The 24,026-nt window shown below is 35.4% G+C and carries 20 protein-coding genes; 7 read left to right on the forward strand and 13 right to left on the reverse strand.

Features of this window, described 5'->3' with window-relative positions; translation table 11 throughout:
* The first annotated feature begins 57 nt into the window (after positions 1 to 57).
* The 3 genes from BD847_RS16015 to BD847_RS16025 all read left to right on the forward strand — a co-directional run bounded on the left by BD847_RS16015 (position 58) and on the right by BD847_RS16025 (position 4,461).
* Positions 58 to 2,463, forward strand: a complete 2,406-nt coding sequence (locus tag BD847_RS16015) for a sugar-binding domain-containing protein (protein WP_115889269.1) — start codon at positions 58 to 60, stop codon at positions 2,461 to 2,463.
* Between the two features lie 41 nt (positions 2,464 to 2,504).
* Complete coding sequence (locus BD847_RS16020; RefSeq protein ID WP_115889270.1) at positions 2,505 to 3,557, forward strand: sialidase family protein; 1,053 nt, start codon at positions 2,505 to 2,507, stop codon at positions 3,555 to 3,557.
* A 109-nt stretch (positions 3,558 to 3,666) separates the two neighbouring features.
* Entirely contained in the window at positions 3,667 to 4,461 is a 795-nt protein-coding gene (locus BD847_RS16025) for an endonuclease/exonuclease/phosphatase family protein (RefSeq protein WP_115889271.1), read from the forward strand.
* A gap of 211 nt (positions 4,462 to 4,672) precedes the next feature.
* Here the strand turns inward: BD847_RS16025 and BD847_RS16030 are convergent, their stop codons facing one another.
* The 6 genes from BD847_RS16030 to BD847_RS16055 form a co-directional block, all read right to left on the reverse strand.
* A complete protein-coding gene (locus BD847_RS16030; protein WP_115889272.1) occupies positions 4,673 to 5,032 on the reverse strand; it encodes a hypothetical protein in 360 nt (119 codons plus the stop codon).
* A 63-nt stretch (positions 5,033 to 5,095) separates the two neighbouring features.
* Positions 5,096 to 6,322, reverse strand: a complete 1,227-nt coding sequence (locus BD847_RS16035; RefSeq protein WP_115889273.1) for a sensor histidine kinase — start codon at positions 6,320 to 6,322, stop codon at positions 5,096 to 5,098.
* Between the two features lie 16 nt (positions 6,323 to 6,338).
* Positions 6,339 to 12,713: a HAMP domain-containing protein gene (locus BD847_RS16040; protein ID WP_115889385.1), complete on the reverse strand. Its 6,375-nt coding sequence runs from the start codon at positions 12,711 to 12,713 to the stop codon at positions 6,339 to 6,341.
* 137 nt (positions 12,714 to 12,850) lie between these two features.
* Complete coding sequence (locus tag BD847_RS16045) at positions 12,851 to 13,303, reverse strand: response regulator (RefSeq protein ID WP_244201622.1); 453 nt, start codon at positions 13,301 to 13,303, stop codon at positions 12,851 to 12,853.
* A complete protein-coding gene (locus BD847_RS16050; protein WP_115889274.1) occupies positions 13,279 to 14,730 on the reverse strand; it encodes an ATP-binding protein in 1,452 nt (483 codons plus the stop codon). The genes BD847_RS16045 and BD847_RS16050 overlap by 25 nt, the downstream gene beginning before the upstream one ends.
* A gap of 68 nt (positions 14,731 to 14,798) precedes the next feature.
* Positions 14,799 to 15,176: a response regulator gene (locus BD847_RS16055; protein WP_115889275.1), complete on the reverse strand. Its 378-nt coding sequence runs from the start codon at positions 15,174 to 15,176 to the stop codon at positions 14,799 to 14,801.
* 466 nt (positions 15,177 to 15,642) lie between these two features.
* Here BD847_RS16055 and BD847_RS16060 point away from each other — a divergent pair, with 466 nt between their 5' ends.
* Positions 15,643 to 16,113 carry a hypothetical protein gene (locus BD847_RS16060; RefSeq protein ID WP_115889276.1) on the forward strand — a complete coding sequence of 157 codons (471 nt, stop codon included), beginning with the start codon at positions 15,643 to 15,645 and terminating at the stop codon, positions 16,111 to 16,113.
* 148 nt (positions 16,114 to 16,261) lie between these two features.
* Here BD847_RS16060 and BD847_RS16065 read toward each other — a convergent pair whose 3' ends face one another.
* Both BD847_RS16065 and BD847_RS16070 read right to left on the reverse strand, forming a co-directional pair.
* On the reverse strand, positions 16,262 to 16,774 hold the full coding sequence (locus BD847_RS16065) for a GNAT family N-acetyltransferase (RefSeq protein WP_167443873.1): 513 nt from the start codon (positions 16,772 to 16,774) through the stop codon (positions 16,262 to 16,264).
* A gap of 61 nt (positions 16,775 to 16,835) precedes the next feature.
* Positions 16,836 to 17,213, reverse strand: a complete 378-nt coding sequence (locus BD847_RS16070; protein WP_115889278.1) for a winged helix-turn-helix transcriptional regulator — start codon at positions 17,211 to 17,213, stop codon at positions 16,836 to 16,838.
* 92 nt (positions 17,214 to 17,305) lie between these two features.
* Here BD847_RS16070 and BD847_RS16075 point away from each other — a divergent pair, with 92 nt between their 5' ends.
* Together BD847_RS16075 and BD847_RS16080 are read left to right on the forward strand one after the other, a co-directional pair.
* Positions 17,306 to 18,298 carry an NADP-dependent oxidoreductase gene (locus tag BD847_RS16075; RefSeq protein ID WP_115889279.1) on the forward strand — a complete coding sequence of 331 codons (993 nt, stop codon included), beginning with the start codon at positions 17,306 to 17,308 and terminating at the stop codon, positions 18,296 to 18,298.
* A 2-nt stretch (positions 18,299 to 18,300) separates the two neighbouring features.
* Entirely contained in the window at positions 18,301 to 18,771 is a 471-nt protein-coding gene (locus BD847_RS16080; protein WP_115889280.1) for a cupin domain-containing protein, read from the forward strand.
* Between the two features lie 90 nt (positions 18,772 to 18,861).
* On the opposite strand, the gene BD847_RS16085 is transcribed toward BD847_RS16080, so the two are convergent.
* Positions 18,862 to 19,800, reverse strand: a complete 939-nt coding sequence (locus tag BD847_RS16085; RefSeq protein WP_115889281.1) for a ring-cleaving dioxygenase — start codon at positions 19,798 to 19,800, stop codon at positions 18,862 to 18,864.
* Between the two features lie 317 nt (positions 19,801 to 20,117).
* On the opposite strand from BD847_RS16085, the gene BD847_RS16090 reads away from it, so the two are divergent.
* The gene (locus BD847_RS16090) at positions 20,118 to 21,698 is read left to right on the forward strand and encodes a sigma-54-dependent Fis family transcriptional regulator (protein ID WP_115889282.1); all 1,581 of its coding nucleotides are present in this window, start codon (positions 20,118 to 20,120) and stop codon (positions 21,696 to 21,698) included.
* Here the strand turns inward: BD847_RS16090 and BD847_RS16095 are convergent.
* From BD847_RS16095 to BD847_RS16110, 4 genes are all read right to left on the reverse strand, one after another.
* Positions 21,695 to 22,318 carry a TMEM175 family protein gene (locus BD847_RS16095; protein WP_115889283.1) on the reverse strand — a complete coding sequence of 208 codons (624 nt, stop codon included), beginning with the start codon at positions 22,316 to 22,318 and terminating at the stop codon, positions 21,695 to 21,697. The two genes, BD847_RS16090 and BD847_RS16095, sit on opposite strands and share 4 nt — an antisense overlap.
* Before the next feature lie 169 nt (positions 22,319 to 22,487).
* Positions 22,488 to 22,838 (reverse strand): cupin domain-containing protein, encoded by a 351-nt coding sequence (locus BD847_RS16100; protein WP_115889284.1) that lies wholly within the window; start codon positions 22,836 to 22,838, stop codon positions 22,488 to 22,490.
* Complete coding sequence (locus BD847_RS16105) at positions 22,838 to 23,458, reverse strand: alpha/beta hydrolase (RefSeq protein WP_115889285.1); 621 nt, start codon at positions 23,456 to 23,458, stop codon at positions 22,838 to 22,840. The genes BD847_RS16100 and BD847_RS16105 overlap by 1 nt, the downstream gene beginning before the upstream one ends.
* Before the next feature lie 233 nt (positions 23,459 to 23,691).
* Positions 23,692 to 23,982 (reverse strand): GNAT family N-acetyltransferase, encoded by a 291-nt coding sequence (locus BD847_RS16110; RefSeq protein WP_115889286.1) that lies wholly within the window; start codon positions 23,980 to 23,982, stop codon positions 23,692 to 23,694.
* Positions 23,983 to 24,026: the final 44 nt, after the last annotated feature.

Here is a 24,026-nt window from a genome sequence, read left to right on the forward strand (position 1 = left end):
TTGATAAATGTAATAAAAACACTTATTTAGCGTATAAAGAAATTTTATACTCTTCAGATGAAAATATTTAAGACGTTATGTTGTGTTTTTTGTTGTTTTATAAGTTTGAATGCGACTTATTCGCAACGTGCTAAAATTATTGAAAAAGAAAAGTTTGATTATGATTGGACTTTTTATTTCGGAGACAATAAAAATGCTTCAGACGTAAATTTTGATGATTCTGGTTGGCGTAAACTAGATCTTCCGCACGATTGGAGTATAGAAGGGCGTGTAGATGCAAAAAATCCGATGGGTAATGATGGAGGTTATTTTCCGTCAGGAATTGCCTGGTATCGAAAAACGTTTGAATTGCCTTCGAATTATAACGGTGAAAAGCTTTCCTTGTATTTTGAAGGCGTTTATATGAATGCTGAAGTTTTTATAAACGGAGTTTCATTGGGTATTCGTCCTTACGGATATTCGTCTTTTTATTATGATATCACACCACATATTAAGATTGGACAAAAGAATGTTGTAGCCGTAAAAGTTGATAATTCACAACAAAAAAACTGCCGTTGGTACAGCGGTTCCGGAATTTACAGACATGTTTGGCTTTTAACCACAGAACCTGTTCATATCAATCCGTGGGGAATTGCAATTACTACTCCTGAAGCGGATAAAAATAATGCAACGGTGAAAATTGCAACCGTTTTAAAAAATGAGACTTCTTCAGATCATACGCTTACGCTGAGAACTAAAATTCTGGATAAAGGAAAATTGACCGCTACTCAAGATGAAAAAATAACACTTTCCGCAAACAGCGAAAAGGAAATTGTTCAGACGATCAAAGTAAATAATCCTAAATTATGGTCGCCAGAATCTCCTAATCTTTATAAAGCTTCGGTAACAGTTTTAATAGATAAGAATGAAGTTGACCAACAAACCATAAATTTCGGTATTCGCACAATTGCATACAACGCAACCGAAGGCTTTTTGTTAAATGGAAAAGAAGTTAAAATAAATGGAGGCTGCGTGCATCACGATAATGGTTCATTAGGCGCTGCCGCTTATGATCGTGCCGAATACAGAAAAGCAGAATTATTGAAAGCGGCTGGTTTTAATGCTGTTCGTACGGCACATAATCCTCCGTCTGAAGCTTTTTTGGATGCCTGTGATAAAATAGGTTTACTTGTTATGGATGAAGCTTTTGATGGCTGGAGAGAAAGCAAAAACAAATATGATTATGCGATGTATTTCGATGATTGGTGGCAGAAAGATTTAAGTGCTTTAGTGTTTCGTGATCGCAATCATCCGTCTATAGTTTTTTGGAGCATCGGAAATGAAATTATCGAAAGAAAGAAACCTGAAGCAATAGAAACCGCTACAAAATTGGCAGGATTAGTTAGAAAACTTGATCCGAGTCGTCCGGTAACTTCCGCAATGACAACCTGGGATAAAGATTGGGAAATGTTCGATCCTTTGTTTGCGGTACATGATATTGGTGGTTATAATTATCAGATGCATCATGCTGTAGCTGATCATAAAAGAGTGCCTTCGCGTGTTATTGTGCAAACCGAATCGTATCCGCGTGATGCTTTCAGTAATTTGAAAGCAGTAAACGATAATAAATATATTATTGGAGATTTTGTCTGGACCGCAATGGATTATCTTGGCGAATCAGGCATTGGTCGTCATTATTATAAAGGAGAAACGGAAGGCGAACATTACGAAAGAGATATTTTTCCGTGGCATGGCGCTTATTGCGGCGATATTGATTTAACGGGCTGGAGAAAACCGATTTCTCATTACAGAGATTTGTTATATAATGAAGATAAAAAACTGTACATGGCGGTGAAAGAACCAAATGGTTATTATGGGGAAATCAAGGAAACCTTATGGTCTGTTTGGCCGACATGGGAAAGTTGGAACTGGCCGGGCCACGAAGGAAAAAATATAGAAGTTGAAGTGTATTCCAGATATTCTTCAGTAAGATTGTATGTAAATGGAAAATTATGGAAAGAACTGCCAACGACGGTTAATGAGCAATTTAAAGCAACATTTGAGATTCCCTACACAGCGGGAGAAATAAAAGCTGTTGGTGTTCAGAATGGAAAAGAATTAGAAACTAAATCGTTGAAAACAGCCGGAAAACCTGCAAAAATTGAATTGAATGCAGACCGAAAAAACCTTGCTGCAAATGGACAGGATTTGTCTTATGTTGAAATTCTCATTAAGGATGAAAATGGAAATATTGATCCAAACGCTGCAAATGAATTGGAATTTAAAATTGAAGGAGCGGGCGTAATTGCGGCAGTTGACAATGGAAATTTACAAGATCAGGATTCTTATATTGGCACAAAAAGAAAAGCATGGAAAGGACGTGCAATGGTTATTGTTAAAAGTACTCGCAAGAAAGGCAAAATAAAATTAATTGTAACTAGTGCAGGTTTAGAAAAAGCTGCAGTAGAAATTTTATCAAAATAAGGAATTCCAGAATGTTATATTTGTCTTTTAAATTTTAAAACATGAATTCAAAGTTTACTTTTTTCTACGCACTAATTTTTGGATGTTTTATTTCCTGTACAAGCTTAAAACAAAATCCACAAGCGGATAATATTGAGCATTCTTTTATTACAGATGTTCCTGTAACGCCAAGTTGCCACGCTGCGACTTTGGTTGAAACCAAACCAAACGAAATTTTAGCGGCATGGTTTGGCGGTAAACATGAGGGAGCAAAAGATGTAAGTATTTATACGTCTTTCTATAAAGACAAAAAATGGTCTGCGCCACAAAGTATAATTAAACCATTAATAAAAGAGAAAGATACTTTGCCTTGTTGGAATCCGGTTTTATTTAAAAGTAAAAGCGAAAAACTATATTTATTTTACAAAGTCGGAAAAAATCCTAGAGAATGGTTTGGAGCAATGATTTCTTCAAATGATGACGGAAAAACATGGAGTACTCCTGAATATTTGCCGGACGGAATTCTTGGTCCAATAAAAAACAAACCAATTGAAATGACAGCCGGAATTATTTTATGCGGAAGCAGCACCGAAAGTGTAAAAGATAATTTATGGCGCAGTCACGTAGAAACCTTTGAAGAAGCTACCGGAAAATGGACAAAAATAGCGATTGAAGATCCTAAAAATTTTGATATTATTCAGCCAACTTTTCTCGTGCATTCTAAAAATGAGGTTCAGATGCTTTTTAGAAGTAGACATAACAAACTTATTTCAAGCTGGTCTGAAGATAAAGGGAAAAACTGGGCGAAAACGGATAGTATAAATGTTGTGAATTCAAATTCAGGAATTGATGCTTTGACTGTCTCAAATAAGTCTTTTTTATTGGTTAATAATCCTTTAAAAATGGGTAAGGATTGGTTTAACGGAAGAAATGTTCTATATGTGGAATATTCTAAAGATGGAGTAAATTGGAAAAAACTTTTTGACTTAGAGAACCAACCTGAAGGTGAGTTTAGTTATCCTGCTATTATTCAGACTTCAGATAAAAAAGTGCATATTCTTTATACTTATAATCGAAAGCTTATCAAACATACTGTATTTGATTTGAAGAAATAAAATCCTTTGCGTAAATAGAGTAGAGGCTGAACGAAGTTTTGGTGTGTCATTTTTTTTATAGGAAAATTTCATTATTTTCACTCAAAAAAAAATCTAAAGCCAACTTTTTATGAAATTAAAGCCATTACTATTAACACTTTTTCTTTTTGCTTTTACTGTATCATTCGCTCAAAAAGAAGGAAGCAACAAAAAAATAATAAAATTTCTGACTTTCAATATCTATCATGGAGAAACGATGAAAGGCGATTTTAATCTGGATGTAATTGCCAAAGTAATCAATGATGCAAATCCCGATTTTGTAGCGCTTCAGGAAGTAGATTTTAAAACAAATCGTGCCAAAAAATATGATTTGGTAACCGAATTAGGAATCAGAACAAAAATGTGTCCTCTTTTTGCCAAAGCGATGGATTTTGACGGAGGTGAATATGGAGAAGGTATTTTGTCTAAACATTCAATAGTTTCTTCCAGAAATGTCAATTTGCCTTATACGAAAGGAAATGAGCCTAAAAATGCGGTAGAAATTGTTGCTGCAATTCCGTCAGGAGATACGATTGCTTTTGTTGGTACTCATTTGGATTATAAAGAAATTGAAACCGACAGAATTAATCAGGTAAAAAAGATAAATGAAGTTTTTCTGAAAAATAAGTATCCAACAATACTTGCAGGAGATTTGAATGCGGAACCAAATAGTAATACGATGAAGATCCTGGAAGAAAAATGGGGCGCATCTTATGATAAAAAGAATCCACAATTTACTTTTCCTTCAAAGAAACCTGAAAAAACAATTGATTATGTATTGTTTTCCCCAAAAGGAAAATGGAAAGTGGTGAGTAGTGAAGTTATTCAAAACTCGGTGGCTTCAGACCATTGTGCACTTTTGGTTACTCTGGAACTTTTGGATTAATTGATAATTGATAATTGATAATTGATAATTGATAATTGATAATTGATAATTGATAATTGATAATTGATAATTGATAATTGATAATTGATAATTGATAATTGATAATTGATAATTGATAATTTGAATGTTAAACTCTAATAGAAAATGCGCAAAATGAGATTGTATTTTGCGCTTTTTTATTGTTTTTAAATTTAGAAAACAGAAGTTTATTTTAGTTTAAAACTTCAGTAGTTTCCATTCTTAAGCAATGTTCTGTTCCTAAATACAAGGGATTTCCATGTTTTTCAGACCAAAAACCATCTAGAACATCTTTAGTAATAAAACGGTAAACTGCAACGCCTTTATACGTTTTATTGTTTTCGCCTTTATAATTTAAATTAATTACCAAAATATTGTCTTTAAAGAAACCATAGCCTTTCTGCAACTGATTATTATTGATCAGCCAGTTTGCAACAATGCGGTTGTTTTCATCTAAAGTTAAAGTCAAAATACCCTTGTAAGCGATTTCCGGATTTTCTTCCTGATTCGTTCCTGTTATTGAATATTTTCCAATTAAATCTTGTATTGTCATTCGTTTTGTAATGCCGTTTTTCAAATGTTGAAATGCAAATATAGCATTGATTTATTGAAAATTTTACTGCGGAATATAAATATGAAATGTCGCTCCTTTCATGGGTTGCGCTGTCGCGGAAATGATTCCGTTATGATTGTCTACTATTTTCTTGACAATTGCAAGACCAATTCCGGTTCCATCGTAAACGTCTCTGCTGTGAAGTCGCTGAAAAACACCAAATATTTTTTCACTGTGTTCCGGTTCAAAACCAATTCCGTTATCTTCAAAAGTGATATGACAATACGTTTCTAGCGGAATTAATTTATCATTATGTAAATCTTTACCAGTTCCGATGCGGCTTTTTATTTTTATTTGAAGTGGCACTTCTTTTTGTGAAAATTTTAGTGAATTATTGATTAAATTCTCCAAAAGCTGAATAAACAAAAACGGAATAATATTGACTTTTCCATGCATATCAGTGCTGATTACGGCATTTTTTTCTTTAATATTTTCCCGAAGCGCTTCTTTTACATTATCAATAATCGTATCAAGATCGGTGTTTTCATAAATCCGGTCGATAATATTCGTTCTTGAAAAAGCCAAAAGGTCATTGATTAATTCACGCATTCGATTTGTTGCGTACAAAATGCGATCAAATTTCAATCTTCCGTCAGGACTTAAATTCTCATATTCTTTGGAGAGAATGATGTTAGAAAAAGTCTGAATTTTTCGCAACGGCTCCTGAAGATCGTGACTGGAAATGTGTGTAAAAGCATCGAGTTCAGTGTTTTTTCGTTTTAGTTCGTTTGCATATTTTTCGATTGCCAGATATTGCGCAGCCAAATCTTCATTAGCTTTTGTGATTTTTGCGTTAAGCGCATTTGTTTCTTCTTCTTTAAGCTGTAGTTCCCTGGTCTTTTTATAGAGATCGGTGAAAACCATCACTTTTGCTTTGAGTATTTCTGAAGACAAGGGCTTAATCATATAATCGACCGCGCCAGATTGATATCCTTTAAAAATATAATCGGATGTATTCATATTGGCGGTGAGGAAAATAATAGGCACGTGTTTGAGTTTTTCGCTTTGGCGAATGAGTTCTGCGGTTTCAAATCCGTCCATGAGCGGCATTTGTACATCCATGAGAATAATCGCGAAATCTTGACTTTTCAGAAGAATTCGCAAAGCATCTTTTCCCGAAGTCGCTTCGACAAACTGATAGCCCAAATTGGCTAATATGACTTGTAGGGAAAGTAAATTTTCCTTTTTGTCATCGACTAATAATATTTTAACTGGAGCTTTTTCCATCATTTTTTTATTTAAAATATTATTTGAGCCAAACTCGCATTAATGAAGATAATTGATCGACATTGACTGGTTTGGTAATATAATCAGACGCTCCGGATTCGATGCATCTTTGTCTGTCTCCTTTCATGGCTTTTGCGGTAACGGCAATAATCGTCAGATCTTTATGTTTTACATTTTGTCTGATAATTTTCATTGTTTCATAACCATCCAGTTCCGGCATCATGATATCCATTAGAACAATATCCATTTTATTATCCTGATTTAAAATTTCTATCGCTTCATGTCCGCTTTCAGCACTAATTACATCAAGACCAAAGCGTTCTAGAGCAGTTGTCAGCGCGAATAAATTTCGAACATCGTCATCTACAAGAAGTACTTTTTTATTGATGAGCACATCTTCTTTTAAATAATAAGTTTCAATTCGTTCTTTCATGTCTTCCGGCATGTCTTTGTGCACGCGATGCAGGAATAGGGCAGTCTGATCGACTAATTCATCAATTGACACGGCACTTTTTGTTATAATGCTATGCGCAAATCGGCTCAGTTTACTTCTTTGTTTTTTGTTGACGTCACCGGAAGAATGAATAATAATAGCGGTTTCCTGACCGTTGATATTATTTTCAAGATCACTGATTAAATCCAACCCATCAGCATCCGGAAGAACCAAATCCAGAATGATGCAATCAAAAGATTTTTCTTTGATAAGTTCAACTGCGTCTTTTGCTGTGAGGGCTGTAGATATTGAAATGTCATCACCGTCAACAGCTTCGACAATTCGTTTTAATTCAGACGGATTGTCATCAACTACAAGAAGATTTTTTTCTTTTTTGTTTTTGAAGTCATGAATATCATTAAAAAGAGCCGTCAGTAAATCATTTTTAACCGGTTTAACCAAGAAGCTTCTGGCTCCGCGTTTCAATCCTTTATTTCGTTCATCTTCGCCTGAAATAATATAAACAGGAATATGTCGAAGTGTAAAGTCGGTTTTTAAACGGTCGAGAATTTTCCATCCGCTCGTATCCGGCATATTCAAATCCATTGTAATAGCGTGAGGCTGAAATTGATTAATATAATCGATCACATCGTTTCCTCTGGTTGTTACAACGGCTTTAATATCATGCTGATGCGCACGCTCAAGCAAGATTTTAGCAAAAGTAATGTTGTCTTCGGCAATTAGCAGAATTTTATCATTAGGCCTAATATTGTTGCGGTCGTCACCAACCTCATCAACAAAATACAAATCAATGTCCGATGTATTAAAACTTGCTGACGGAAGTGATTTTAAACGGCTTTTTCCGGCATGAATTACATTGGTTTCTTCATTGACATTCATGTCTTCGATTTCGAGATTATGAACAAATTTTAAAGGAAGAAATAATGTGAATTTACTTCCGATATTGGTATCACTTTCGAGTTCAATACTTCCGCCTAATAAATCAGAAAGTCCGCGGCTGATGGATAAACCTAAACCAGTCCCTCCGTATTTGCGGCTTGTAGATCCTTCGGCTTGCTGGAAAGCTTCAAAAATGATGTTTTGTTTTTCTTTCGAAATTCCGATTCCTGTATCTGAGATTTCAAAAGCTACAACAGCTTCTGCATTTTCTAAATTCGTATTTTTTGTCTTCCAATTATTATCTGCTTTGTAAATGTTTAATCTTACCTGACCTTTCTCGGTAAACTTAAAGGAATTGGATAATAAGTTTTTAAGAATTTGGTTTAATCGCTGTGAATCGGTTTCCATTAATTCCGGAAGATTATCATCCATCATAATTTCAAAATCAAGATGTTTGGCTTCTGAAATAGGGTTGAAGGTAGAGGCAACAAATCGGCTGATTTCTTCAAAACTAATCGGATTATAATCAACAGAAATATAACCGGATTCAATTTTAGAAAGATCCAGAATATCGTTGATTAACTGAATAAGGTCATCGCCACAAGAGTTGATTGTTTTGGCAAACTGAATTTGTTTCTCTGATAAATTTCCGTCGCGATTGGCAATTAATTCATTGGCTAAAATCTGCAAACTATTCAGCGGCGTTCTCAATTCATGCGACATATTCGCCAAGAATTCCGATTTGTATTTTGAAGTCAAAGTAAGCTGATCGGCTTTTTCCTCCAAGGCTTTTCGAGCCACCTCAACTTCTTGGTTTTTGAGTTCTACTTCTTCTTTTTGGTTGGCCAATAAAATTGCTTTTTCTTCGAGTTCTTCGTTGGTGTTTTTCAATACTTCCTGTTGACTTTTTAGCTCGTTTGCCAACGATTGTGACTGAACCAAAAGTTCTTCAGTTCTTGAGTTAGACTCAATTGTGTTTAATACAATTCCGATACTTTCTGTCAATCCTTCAAGGAAATCTAAATGCGTCTGGCTAAAGGTATCAAGTGAAGCCAATTCAATAACAGCTTTAAGTCGGCCTTCAAATAAAACCGGAAGAATAATAACGTCTTTTGGCTTCGCATCTCCAAGTCCGGAATTGATTCGGATATAATCTTTTGGAACATTGCTTAAAATGATTCTTTCCTTTTCAATCGCCACCTGACCGATAAGTCCTTCGCCCATTGCATATTGCGTAATAGAATCCTTTCTTTTAATATAAGCATATGAGGCGATTAGATTCAGTTTGGAATCCATAAAATCTTCATCTTCTTCCAAAATATAGAAAAGTCCGTGCTGTGCGGTAACAACTGCAGCAAGTTCTGAAAGGATTTTTTTGGTAACCGCATTCAGCTCTTTTTGTCCCTGAAGCATCTGAGTGAATTTAGCCAAATTCGATTTCAACCAATCCTGTTCCTGATTACGTAAAGTGGTTGCTTTAAGATTAGAAATCATTTGATTAATAGTATCTTTAAGCGCCTCAACTTCACCTTTTGCTTCAACACCAATTGTTCGCGTTAAATCCCCTTGTGTAACTGCAGATGCTACTTCAGAAATAGCACGAACCTGAGTCGTAAGATTCGCAGCTAACTGATTTACGTTTTCTGTTAAGTTCTTCCAGGTTCCCGAAGCACCCGGAACGTTAGCTTGTCCACCGAGTTTTCCTTCGGCACCAACCTCACGTGCTACCGTTGTTACCTGATCGGAAAAGGTAGCAAGTGTGTCGATCATTTCGTTAATAGTGTCAGTTAATTGGGCTACTTCACCTTTAGCATCGATTGAAAGTTTTTGTTTCAGATTTCCCTTGGCTACAGAGGTTACGACCTTTGCAATTCCACGAACCTGACCCGTTAAATTCGACGCCATTACGTTAACCGAATCCGTTAAATCTTTCCAGGTTCCGGCAACACCTTTTACTTCAGATTGTCCTCCTAGTTTTCCTTCGGTTCCAACCTCACGCGCCACACGGGTAACTTCCGAAGAAAAAGAATTTAACTGTTCCACCATTGTGTTGAACGTGTTTTTCAAATCTAGAATTTCACCTTTTACGTCAACGGTAATTTGTTTTGAAAGGTCACCATTTGCTACGGCTTTGGTTACATCAGCAATGTTACGTACTTGTCCGGTTAAGTTTGATGCCATTTGGTTCACCGAATCCGTTAAATCTTTCCAAGTTCCTGCAACACCGGGAACAAACGCTTGTCCGCCCAGTTTTCCGTCAGTACCAACCTCACGCGCCACACGAGTTACCTCGGAAGCAAAAGCACGAAGCTGATCCACCATTGTATTTACAGTTTCTTTCAATTGCAGAATCTCTCCACGTACGTCAGCGGTAATTTTTTTGGACATATCTCCGTTGGCAACGGCAATAGTTACTTCGGCAATATTACGAACCTGAGTGGTTAAGTTACCCGCCATTTGATTCACCGAATCGGTCAAATCTTTCCACGTTCCGGCAACTCCGGGTACATTCGCCTGTCCGCCCAGTTTTCCCTCAGTACCCACTTCACGCGCCACACGAGTAACCTCAGAGGCAAATTCACGAAGCTGATCTACCATTGTATTAAGGGTTTCTTTCAATTGCAGAATTTCACCGGCTACGTCAACTGTAATTTTTCTGGACATATCTCCATTGGCCACGGCAATCGCTACATCGGCAATATTACGAACCTGAGCGGTAAGATTTCCAGCCATCTGATTAACAGAATCGGTTAAATCTTTCCAAGTTCCAGCGACACCGGGAACGTTTGCCTGACCTCCTAATTTTCCTTCGGTTCCTACTTCTCGTGAAACCCTTGTTACCTCCGAAGCAAAGCCTCGAAGCTGATCCACCATCGTATTGATCGTATTTTTTAATTCTAAAATTTCTCCTTTTACATCAACTGTAATTTGAAGCGATAAATCGCCTTTTGCTACGGCAGTCGTTACTTCGGCAATATTACGCACCTGTCCGGTTAAGTTGGATGCCATTTGGTTCACCGAATCCGTTAAATCTTTCCAAGTTCCGCCGACACCTTCAACCTGTGCTTGTCCGCCCAGTTTTCCTTCGGTACCAACCTCACGTGCCACACGAGTTACCTCTGATGCAAATGAGTTCAGCTGACCAACCATCGTATTAATGGTATTTTTTAATTCTAAGATTTCTCCTTTGGTATCAACCGTAATCTGACGGGATAAATCGCCTTTTGCTACGGCTGTTGTTACCTCAGCAATATTACGTACTTGTCCGGTTAAGTTCGATGCCATTTGGTTCACGGAATCGGTCAAATCTTTCCACGTTCCGCCGACGCCTTTTACTTTGGCTTGACCGCCGAGTTTTCCTTCGGTTCCAACCTCAAGTGCCACACGCGTTACTTCGGAAGAAAAGGAGTTCAGCTGATCCACCATCGTATTGATGGTTTTCTTCAGCTCCAGAATTTCTCCTTCGGCTACAGCCGTAATTTTTTTAGATAAATCTCCATTTGCTACGGCTGTGGTTACCTCGGCAATATTTCGAACCTGACCGGTAAGATTTGATGCCATTTGGTTCACCGAATCGGTCAAATCTTTCCATGTTCCACCAACACCTTTTACTTTGGCCTGACCGCCGAGTTTCCCTTCGGAACCAACCTCACGCGCCACACGAGTTACTTCGGCACCAAAAGAGTTCAGCTGATCCACCATGGTATTGATGGTATTTTTTAATTCAAGAATTTCGCCTTCTACGTTTACGGTAATTTTTTTAGATAAATCGCCTTTTGCTACAGCTGTCGTAACCTCGGCAATATTACGAACCTGACCCGTTAAGTTTGATGCCATTTGGTTCACCGAATCCGTCAAATCTTTCCAAACTCCACCGACACCTCTTACTTTTGCCTGACCTCCCAGTTTCCCTTCAGAACCAACTTCACGCGCTACACGAGTTACCTCAGAAGAAAAGGAATTCAGCTGATCTACCATCGTATTGATGGTATCTTTCAGTTCCAGAATTTCTCCTTTTACGTCAACCGTAATTTTTTTCGAAAGATCTCCTTTTGCTACAGCTGTGGTTACATCGGCTATATTTCTAACTTGTCCGGTAAGATTCGATGCCATTTGGTTAACGGAATCCGTTAAATCTTTCCATGTTCCTCCAACACCTTTTACTTGCGCCTGACCGCCCAGTTTTCCTTCGGTTCCTACCTCACGCGCCACACGAGTTACCTCAGAAGAAAACGAGTTCAGCTGATCCACCATGGTATTGATGGTGTTTTTTAATTCCTGTATTTCACCTTTTACGTCAACCGTAATTTTTTTCGATAAATCGCCTTTAGCTACAGCCGTGGTTACATCGGCAATATTACGTACTTGCCCGGTTAGGTTGGAAGCCATTTTATTAACCGAATCCGTTAAATCTTTCCAAACTCCACCAACACCACGAACTTTTGCCTGACCTCCCAATTTTCCTTCAGTACCAACTTCACGCGCCACACGCGTCACTTCCATAGAAAAAAGATTCAGCTGCTTTACCATGGCGTTTACCTCTTTTGCAATTCTAAGAAACTCTCCCTGAAGCGGATTTCCTTCAATAGATAAAGGCATTTCCTGAGATAAATTTCCTTTTGCAACAGACGTGATTACGTGCGCAATTTCAATTGTTGGGTGAACCAGATCTGAAATTAAGGTGTTTACCGAATCAACACAGGAACTCCAAGAACCACGAGCACCGTCAAGAGCTACACGATTAGTAAGTTTTCCTTGTTTACCAATGCTTTTTCCCACCTTTTGAAATTCAAAAACCATCCTTTCGTTTAGGTCAATAATTTCATTCAGCGTGTCGCAGATCGCACGTTTTGTACCATCCTGATTCGTTGGGAAACGCTGAGAAAAATTACCGTTCTTTACTTTCAACAGAATTTTTAGGAATTCGGCATCACTTAGGATAGATTCCTCAGTCTTGGTTTTCTTGCTTTTGCGTTCCGCTATTTTTTCATCTGTAATAACTGGAAAAGCAATTACGGCTTCTTTTTTTGGGACTTTATCGAGTGGTTTATTTCTTTTCATAATTGGTGAATCTTTTGCTGAAGGATTGTTTTTGGTGAATGGTGAATTGTGAGTTGTGAATTGCGATTGAGTTTTTTGCTTTTTACTTTTCACTGATAACTAATAATTCACAATTCATAATTTACAATTGACAATTATTAAACGTTTTCATTTAATAGAATTTTTCGAAGATGAAACTGAACAAAAGCATCCATTGAATCTGGGCGTTTGGTATTGTCTGTATAATTGAGTGGCTTAATAATATATCCTGAAATACCCAGTTCTTCGGCTGTATTTCTGTCATTGCTTTCAGAAGATGTGGTCATTATAAAAACTTTTAAATCTTTTAGATTTTCTTCTGCTCGTATAATTTTCAGAAATTCTATACCATTCATTCTTGGCATATTGATATCAAGAAGAATCACGTCCGGAACAAGCGGAATCTCAGCATCACGAAGCATTTTTAGTGCTTCCAGACCATTGTAAGCTTGATGCAAAACATATTTGATTTCCAGTTTTTTTAATGAACGCTCTACTGAAATAATATCGAGTTCATCATCTTCAATTAATAATATATTGGGTTTTTTCATATTGTTTTTGTATTTCTCCATGTGAAAGTAAATTTTGTTCCTTCACCTGGCTTTGATTCGACATTTATAGTTTCGCCCTGATCGTCAATAATTTTTTTGACAATTGCCAGTCCGATTCCTGTACTTTCCATTTCATTTTTTTCTCTCAGTGTCTGAAAGATTTCAAATATTTTCTGATGATATTCCGGATCTATACCAATACCATTGTCTTTCACAGAAAACTCATAAATTCCATGCACTTTTTGGCATTTTATTTCCAGAGTTGGCCTATTTGATTTTGCGTATTTGACAGCATTGCTAATCAAGTTCGAAAAAACTTGTTCAAGTTTTAAGCGCTCGGTAAAAACTTCCGGAAGATCAATTATTTGCAGTTTAAAATTTCGCGGCACTATAGATTGTACAATTTCGTCGACTAAGGCGTTGGTGTCTACAAATTCTGGCGAAGTTTTCTGGTTGATGCTGGCATATTCAAGAAGTCCGTTTATTAAGGCTTCCATTCGCTGCGTGCGCTTCGGAATAATGTTCAGATAATTTTTTAAAGCGGGAGATAGTTCATTAGATAAATCTTCTTCAATCCAAGTAATTACATTATAAATGCCACGCAAAGGAGCTTTTAAGTCGTGAGAAACCACATAAGCAAATTTGTTTAGTTCTTCATTTTTGTTTTCCAGTTCCTGAATATTTTGCTCAAGTTTTCGGGACATGATATTCAGAGAAGAAGCCAGAGCGCTCAGTTCGTCATTTTTAGAATCTTTGACAATCGTAAATCGTCCTTTTGAAATAGTATCGGCAACACGAACCATCGAATTGATTCGCTGCGTAATCATCATTACAATATAACCGGTACTACAGATTCCGACAAAAATCGTAAGGGACAAAAACACTAACGAATAGGTTCTCGCGCGGCTTAAAGAATGTAACAGCATTTCGCTATGATGTGCCCGTGTTTTATACTCTATTTTTTCAAATCGTTTAAATTTTTGAGTAATAGAATCATTGATGTTTTTACCAATGTGCTTTTTGAGTTTATTGTCCAAAAGATATTGATAGGTTGTAGGATTTTCTCTTCTGGCGCGAATTAATTCTGAAGTATACGAAAGCCATTCTCCATGCAAAATACTAATCGAATCCAGAATAGAGGATTGTACCGTATTACTGTCAATCAAAGTATGTTGTTCTGCAAACAGGCTTGGGACATTTGCAATCCCACTGTAATAAGGGAAAAGATAAGTAGAATCGTTAGTTAATAAATAGCCTCTTACCGCACTTTGCATTTGAAGAATTGCCCTGTGCGTTTTGTTTGAGTTCCGGATAACGGCTTCTGATTTTGATAAGAATTGTGAATTTTGGTTGACCTTAAGTGACAGCCTGTAATTGGTATACGAATCTGCAGCAGAAAGCAAAATTATAAGCGTAAAGGCTAAAATTATTTGTGTTGATAATTTCATTGTCTTTCTGTTAAGAATACCACGTTAAAAAATAAAAATTGAAGGAATGCAATACGAATTAAGATTTTCTATAAAGTAAAATGGCTTATGATCTTTTTTAGTTCATTGAAATCACTTGGTTTTGAAATAAACTTCTCAGCGCCATAATTTTTGGCTTTCAGTTTTGTCTCTTCAAATTGTGAAGTCGAAAAAATTACAACAGGCACATTTTGAAGGATTTTCTGGGTTTTAATTTCCGTCAAAAAATCAAAACCAGTCATCACTGGCATATTGAGATCAAGAAATATAATATCCGGATTTAGCTCTTGGCGTATTAATTTATCCAATGCTTCAACGGCACTGTGCATCGCTGTATAATCAGCATCTGATACGGCCTGCAAAGCCTCCATGAAAAATTCGCAATCATCAATGTCGTCATCAATCTGCAATATATTTTTATAAATCATTTTTATTTTAAGTTAAGTTTAAAAGATAGCAATCCTGTTAAGCCGTTTTTTGTGCGGAATAATTCGTGTTCTTTAAGTAAAAATGGGGAAGTTTTTAATCAATTGAAACGCTTAAAATACCTGTTTGATAAAGAGAAACTTCATCATCGCATTAGGTTGCACAACTGTAATTTAGGTTTGAAATTAAAAAGAGCAGAAATAAGTAACCGAAAGTAAAATTGTATCATAGATTTTATTATTTGTTTGGTTTATTGGTCTATGAAATTAGAAATAAGATTTTTCTTCTACTTACATTATTTTTTAATTGTTTTATATAATTAACATATTTTCTGCAAGAGAAAACAAAAAACGTTGTTTGTAAACATTGAAATTATATAAATAAATAATGTAATTATGTAAGTTCAAGTTTCTTAAAATCAGGATATTTAAGAGATTTTTTTAGAATTTAAATTTAAAAGTAGTGATTATGAATGCGATGAATCCGATAGTACTTGTGGAGGAAAATCAAGAAAACCGCCGACTATTTAAGCAAGTTTTTCTTGATCTGAAAGTTAAAAACCGAATTCTTTTCTATAGTACTTTTTTAGAAGCAAAACGTCAATTAATGGCACAGGAGATTATGCCTTTTTTGGTTTTTTCTAATGTATTGCATATCGGAGAAAGTAATAATGATTCTCATTACAAAGATATCGGTGTGCAAATGAAATGCCCTTGTTTATTTTTTTCAATATTGTTTACACAATCCTTTGTAATTGATCCTTTTGCTTTTCCTCCAAAAAGTTATTTTATAACACCTTGCAATACAGAACGTTTTAAGAATGTAATCAATTCTATTATACAATACTGGTCTGAACGAAAATCAAAAGAAATTTACAAAGTACAGTCGGAAAGGAGAATTAGATCTGCGTCTACATCTACAAAGCCTTCCAGTTCTTAAGTTAAATATTTATAGTTTTCCTTTACAAAGATTAACATAAAAGTTTCGGATAACTTTGAGAAAGAATAAAAGCTTTCGGAGTTATTTCTAATTATCGAAAATAATAGATGTGAAATAGAAAAAAGCGCTTTAATAGCGCTTTCCTATTTTAAATTTTACAAATCATTGTAATAATTGAGGCATATCTTTCGATAATTTCCGGATACGTGAGATCGTATTTATTAATGGGTATAAAACCGGATTTTTCATAAACAAATCGCGCTGGACTGCTTTCCATTACTTTTAGCCAAAGTATTGATTTATTTTTTTCTTTAGAGAAAGAAAGGATATAATTCATTATCGTTTTTCCAATTCCTTTGCCTGTATATTTTTTTAGAAGATAAAGCTTATCCAGTTCCATACATTCGTCGGCCGAATAGGATTCTATTGGACTTTTTTTTAGTTTAAAATAACCAATTGCATTTTTGCCTTCATAGATTAGAAAGTAATAAATATCTAAGGCAGAAAGTTCGCTTTTAAAAATTTCTTTTTTATAAAAAGTGTTTAAATACGAAGTTCCACCATCTTTCCAGAGATATTGATAGGTATCGTTATACGATTCTAATGCGATTTCGTGCAGTAAATCAAGGTCATTTTCTTCGCATTTTTTAAAAGTAATCAAAAGTCGTTTTTTTAAGATTGTTGAATGTTTTGAAGGTTAAAGAACAGCAGAAACAAGAGTTTTATTTGAGAGATTCAATAATTTTTTCACGATGATTTAATCCCCAATTAACTAAGGTTTCAGTAACAGGCAAAACCGATTTTCCGTATTCTGTAATTGCGTAAGCTACTTTTACAGGTTTTGTATCTTGCTCCGTTCTACTGATTAGTAAATTGATTTCTAATTCTTTGAGTTCTTTGCTGAGCATTTTGGCCGAAATACCATTTATTTCGCGTTGCATTTTTTTAAAATGAATAACCTGATGTGTTCTGTTTGTTAAGAATCGCAAAATCATTAGTTTCCATTTACCGCCCAAAACCTCAAGACTGTCTCGCATTGCCATAAGTTCTTCAGAACAATTGGCTTCGCGAAGTATACCGTTATCATTGATTTTTGCCATAATAGTTTCTCTTTGGTAACCGGTTACCTGCAGTTAACCCATAACAAAAATAAAGTATTGCCGCCATACTTTTGTATAATAAAACGATAAAAATGAAAGCAATTATATTAAAGGAAAATAATCAATTTAGTTTAGAAACCGTTGCAATTCCGATACCCGAATCAAATCAGATTCAGGTAAAAATTGTGGCGTCAGGTTTTAATCCGATTGATTATCAGATGATCGAAAACAGTTCAGAAAGAAAGCTTTTGCATTCCCGAATTCTTGGCCGTGAGTTCTCCGGAATTGTAACAGCAATTGGTGAAGAGGTACTTGATTTCAAAATTGGCGATGCGGTATTTTGTGGTTCAGGAAGTATGGGGTCAAAAGGTACTTATGCTGAATATATTTGTGTTCCGGCAGCTATTGCGGTTAAAAAGCCGGAAAGTATATCTTTTGAAGAAGCTGCAGCAATTCCATCAGCCGGACTAACGGCTTTGCAATCTTTCAAACGAATGAATGCCGACGTAACTAATTCGATATTAATTACCGGCGGTGCGGGAGGTGTTGGAAACATGGTAATTAAACTACTTGTTGCGGGTGGTTTTACAAATTTTTTGGTCACAGCCGGAAATGAAAATAGTATTACTTCACTATTAAATATTGGAGTTAAACCGGAACAAATTATCAATTACAAAATCAAAAATATTTACGAAGAAGCACTTGCATTAAATCAAAACAAGAAATTTGATATAGTGGTAGATTTGGTTGGAAACAGCATCGCTGAGATTGCGGCTAAACTCTTGAAAATAAACGGTATTTATGTAGATGTAACCAATTTTTCTACTCCGGAATCCCGCGGAATTCTTTTTTCAAACGGAGCAACAATTCTCAATATTTCCAATTATGCTTTCGGTTTGGAAAAGCAATATGATTATTATAAAAATGGTTTAACCAAATTAAGAGAATTAATAGATAACCGAAAAATTAATCCTCCTGCAATTTCTATTATAGGAAAACTGAAAACAGAAACTGTAGAAAAAGCGCTTGCAATTCTACGCGAGAATAAAACGCAAGGAAAAAAACTAATCATGCAGATACAATAACTATGAGGACAATACCCAGAAGAGTAGTAATAGGTTTACGAGACGGAAAATCAATTATAGAAGAAGATGCCATTGTAACAAATGTTTCAGAGCATTTTCCCGGATTGATCATTTCAGATATTTGGTCAACAGACAGCTCTCCAGCGAGATTTGAGGAGAAAGTGATTGAAAATACTGCTTTTCCGAATACACCAAAAAACGGAAGTTATTTTCGTTACGTACAAATTCCGCCCGATAAAGATCTAGGAATTGAAGTTCCAAAAGGTCAGCCGCATCCGCTGATGCATCAAACTGATACTTTGGATTATATCATAATTCTGTCGGGCGAAATTTATTTAATTGTTGATACAGAAGAAACACTTTTGCAAGCAGGAGATATTGTAATTCAGCGCGGAACAAATCATGCATGGAGTAACCGCTCCGATTTTCCTTGTATTCAGTTGGCAGTTTTGCTTGATGCAAATAAGGATTAACCCGAAAGTGAAGTTTATTTTATTCATCAAAAAAAAAAAGCTGTCCCGAAATTAGGACAGCTTTAAACTAGTTGTGTTGAAATTTAGTAATTAATTTATTTTAACCAAATGAGCTTCAATTGCTGCTCTTTGAGGTTCATATTGAGCAGGAAGTTTTAGGTTTTTACCTAATTCTTCAAGACTTTCATCTACTGTGAATCCAGGATTATCGGTAGCGATTTCAAACAAAACACCGCCTGGTTCTCTGAAATAAAGAGAATGGAAATAATTTCTGTCAATCTGAGGTGTAATAGACAATCCGTATTCTTCGATTTTTTCACGGAAGTGCATTAAAATTTCATCATTTTTTACACGGAAAGCTACGTGATGAACGGTTCCGTTTGCACCTAAACCTTTTTTCTCTTCTGGTAATTCTACCAAGTCAACAATCGCTGCATTTTCTACAGCGTCAGTTGCATAACGGAAACGGTTTACATCCTGATCGATTAATTTATAACCAAATATTTCGGTTAATACGGCAGCCGTAGGTTTAATGTCGTTTAAAGTCAAAGTAATGTTATGAAAACCTTTTGTTGCAACATCGGCTTTTACTTCATCGGTTTCCCAAGCTTTTCTGTTATCATCAGTTTTAGATTCGATTAGCTCTAATTTTAAACCGTCCGGATCTAAGAAAGTCAAGTATTTTTCGCCGAATTTTTCAGCTGGTTTGTTATAAATGACATTGTATTGCTCAAAACGTTTTTGCCAGAAATCTAAACTTCCTTTTGGAACAGAATACCCAATTTCAGTTGCCATTCCGGAACCTTTTCTTCCTTGTTGAATTCCTTCTCCCCAAGGGAAAAATGTCAAGATTGTTCCCGCACTTCCAACTTCGTCACCAAAGTAAAAATGGTACGTTCCAGGATCGTCAAAATTCACTGTTTTTTTGATGAATCTTAATCCTAATATGTTTGAGTAAAAATTAAAGTTACGTTTAGCGTCTCCTGCAATTGCAGTAATATGGTGTAAGCCTAAAATTTTATTTTCCATGGTATTTTTATATTAAATTGTTATTTGATTTTCTTATACAAATTTACGTCCGTTATGGCTGCGCATCGATTAACCTAGATTAAGAAATAAAAAATGGCATTTATACGAACTGTTGTTTTATAATCAAATAATATTCCATTAGATGTAATTCTTTGTTTTTGAAGGGTTTATGTATAAAAGTAGCTTTTAGATTATACGATATATCGTGATTTTATGAATTTTAAAAAGCATATTTAGAAAATCAATAGTAATTTAATAATGGCTATTTCTTAAATTTACGCTATTACACGTAAAAAAATACTACCAGAAATACCTTTATGGAAAAACCGACAGATAAAACTACAATCCTCATGAAGCGATTGCAGGAACGTGAACAAGAACAAATGTTGATTTTATCTATAAGTTCGGCGCTTTCTCAGGCTTTAAATAAAGAAGAATTTAATGCTGTTGTAAATGGTATACTAAAAGATAACTTTCTGTTTGATGATTTTGTTTTGGCTTCTGCCAATGAAAACGAAACGGAATACCAAATTTTCTATCAATCTTCAGATAAAAATACAGAGTCAAAAAATTATGTTTTGAATGATGGATTTTTTAATCGCTGCATGGATGCTGCAGATACGGTTATTTTTGATTTAACCGAAGATCAAAAGAATCCCGATTATATTAAAAGTGTATTTAAAAAAGGTTTCAAAAATGCATTCGGAATTTGTCTTCCTTATACTAGCGGAAATAGAAATGTGCTTTTTCTTTTCTTTAAAAATCCGAAAACTTTTACCAGAGAATCAAATCGTATTTTAAGAGGAATTGCAACGCAGCTTTCTATTACAGTTAGAAATAGTAAACTGACTCAGGAATATGAAAATAATGTTGCCGAGCTGAAAAAACTGAAAAACAATTCTTCTAATAATAGTTTGCAAATAGTTGAAACAAAAAAAGAAGGTTTTCAAGGGATTATTGGGAACAGCGATGCCATGAAAGTTGTTTACGAATTAATCTCTCAAGTTGCATTTTCAAATTCTACTGTATTGATTCTTGGAGAAACAGGAACAGGAAAAGAACTCGTAGCAAGTGCGATTCATGATTTATCTCCAGTTTCTGGTAATAAAATGGTGAAAGTAAATTGCGCTTCAATTCCGGAGCATTTGATAGAAAGTGAATTATTCGGACATGAAAAAGGTGCTTTTACAGGCGCGACCGATCAAAGAATTGGGAAATTTGAACAAGCAGAAAACAGTACTATTTTTTTGGATGAAATAGGAGAGCTTCCTTTAGAATTACAAGGGAAATTGCTTCGTGTTTTACAAGAAAAAGAAATAGAACGCGTGGGCGGAAATAAAACCATTAAAATAAATGCAAGAGTAATTGCAGCAACCAATAAATCACTTCAAAAAGAAGTTACTGAAAACCGATTTAGAAGCGATTTGTATTATCGTTTAAATGTTTATCCAATTACAATTCCTGCTTTGCGTGACCGCAAAAATGACATTGAAATTCTGGGGAATTTTTTCTTAGAAAAACATTCAGAAAGAATAGGGAAGAAGATAAATGGATTTTCTAAAAAAGTGCTCAAAAGCATGATAGCAAATGCATGGCCGGGAAATGTGAGAGAACTTGAAAATATGGTTGAAAGAAGTGTTTTGTTTGCCAAAGAGGACATGATTAAGGAAATGACTTTTCCGGAGATTTTTATTGGAAAATCCGAAACTTCTAAAACAGAGTTTCATACCAAAACCTTGCAGGAAGTAGAGAAGGAGTATATTCTTAAAATTATAAAAAAATGCAACGGACGAATTTCAGGCCCGCAAGGAGCAGCTGTTTTGTTGGGTTTGCCGTCTACAACTTTAGGTTCGAGAATACAGAAATTGGGAATTAAGAAGGAACATTTCCTAGACTAATCTTCATTCTTATTCATATTGATTTTGCCTGAAGAAAGAGCCCAATAAATCAACAAAAGCATGCAAATTGTCAAAGCAACAGCTGGAAACTGAAAAGAAATCCCAAATGCAATTAAATAGGTTGGAAATCCATATAAATAATTGTTTGTGATTTTTTTGATTGCCGAATCGGTAATTCCAGGACGAAGTAATTTCTTGTTGTGACTGGCGATAAACCATAATAAATTGTATGAAATATTAATCAATACAAAAATTCCGGTATAAATCGCAACTGCAATACTTGAAGCTTCGCTATTAAAAAAACGTGCTAATAAAGCTGTTGGATAAGAAACCGCCGTAACAAGAAATAAGATCAATCCGTTTGAAAACATGATAGCGGTATTTCTACTGTAAATCTGTTTGAAAATCTTGTGATGATTGACCCACATGATAAAAATACTGAAAAAAGAAAGTGTAAAAGCCAGATACGTTGTCCATTCGCTTTTTAAAAACACTAATAGTTCTGCGCCGTTTTTTACCATATTTATTTCCGGAGCGCGCAAATCCAAAACCAAAAGCGTAATGGCAATGGCAAAAACGGCATCGCTGAAATTCTCTATTCTTACGGTTTCTTTTTCCATTTTATACGATTTTGTAACCTATTATTTAAACACATAGAAACATAGTTTTGATTGCGCGTAGAGGCGTTTCACTTGCATAAATGCACATAGTAACTATGTGTTAGATACTAGTTTCTTTTTAATTTCTTTTTAAAGAGGGAAAAAATCTATGTTTCTATGTGTTTAAAAATTATAATTTTATGAATATCGATTTTCTGAGTTTGGGCTCAATATTCTTTGTTTTATGGCCTTTTCCGGTAGTGTCTTCTACTAGTAAAATCGAACCCGTATTGAATGTCCTTTTTTCTCCCAAAGAAGTTTCTATTTCTACGCCGCCTTCCAGTAAAACAATATATTGACGGTCGGGTGCGTTGTGAAAATCATAATCATAAGAAGGATTAACTTCTCTAAAAACGATCGATTTTACAGGTTCATCATCAGATAAAAATCCGATATCGCCGTTGTTTTTTAATGGAACTTCAAAGTCTTCAAAATGACTTTCACCATTTTCATCGCTGTAAACCCGCGTTATCGTAATCATTATTTTTTATTAAAAACCAATGCATTTGCGCAATCTACTTCGTCCTGACTAATGGTATGTCCCATGTTTGGATAGATTTTTTTGGTAACATCAGCGCCCATTTTTGTCATTAGCGCTTCCGTGTCATTTACTCTTTCTACAGGAACGTGAAAATCAGGATCACTTGTTCCGATAAAAACCGGAGTATTTTCGAAATTTCCTGAATAATGGTTTTCATAAATTTTGTCGCCAATTAATCCGCCAGTGAAAGCAACAACACCACCGTATTTTGCAGCATTTCTTGTAGTGAATTCCAAAGCAAGACAAGCGCCCTGAGAAAAACCTAAGAAATAAATATTTTCCTTTTCGATTCCGTTTTGCTGAATGGCAACTACAACCTGATGAATAGCTTCCAGCGACTTTGAGAATGAAGGTTCATTTTCGTTAAGCGGTGCTAAAAACGAATACGGATACCAGGTTCTGTTTTCTGCCTGTGGAGCGACCAATGCAAAATCTTGCACTTTAAGATGTTTGGCTATCGAAAGAATATCATGAGCGCCGGCACCACGACCGTGAAGCATGATCAAAGCTTTTTTGGCTTCATTTAAAGGAATGCCGTCGGTTAATATTTCTGTATTCATAATGTTTTTTTTTGAATGTCTAAAGTTGTTTTCTCCCGCAGATTTTGGAGATTTTTAACTGTAGAAAACTGAATTGTTTTTATGAGAGACAAATGAAATTACGCAATCTTGTCATTTCGACGGAGGAGAAATCACACGAGAAACTCCGCATGCAAAATCTCCAATCTGTGTCGAGTTTCTAGTGTGATTTCTCGTTACTCGAAATGACAAACTTTGGCGATATACCTTATCAATTACTTTTTCCAAATATCCTCATACTCATCCGGATGTCTTTTGAATTGTGCATGAACGTAAGGACAAAGCGGTATAACTTTCAAATTATTAGCACGTACATACGACACCATTTCTTCCAAAAGTTTCTTGGCATAACCTTTTCCTTCAGCTTCTGGCTCAACTCCTGTATGGTAAACGGTTAGTAAATCATCTTTTATGCTTACGGTCATTTCTCCTAATTTTTTATCTTCCACATAAAGATTGAATGCGCCGTGTTTTTTCTCGTCTAATTCTAATTTTATTGTTTCCATATTTATTTTTTTATGTCTTGGTTTAGAACTACAAAGTTCGTTAA

This window comes from Flavobacterium cutihirudinis (assembly GCF_003385895.1).
In the GTDB taxonomy this organism is placed as follows: Bacteria; Bacteroidota; Bacteroidia; order Flavobacteriales; family Flavobacteriaceae; genus Flavobacterium; species Flavobacterium cutihirudinis.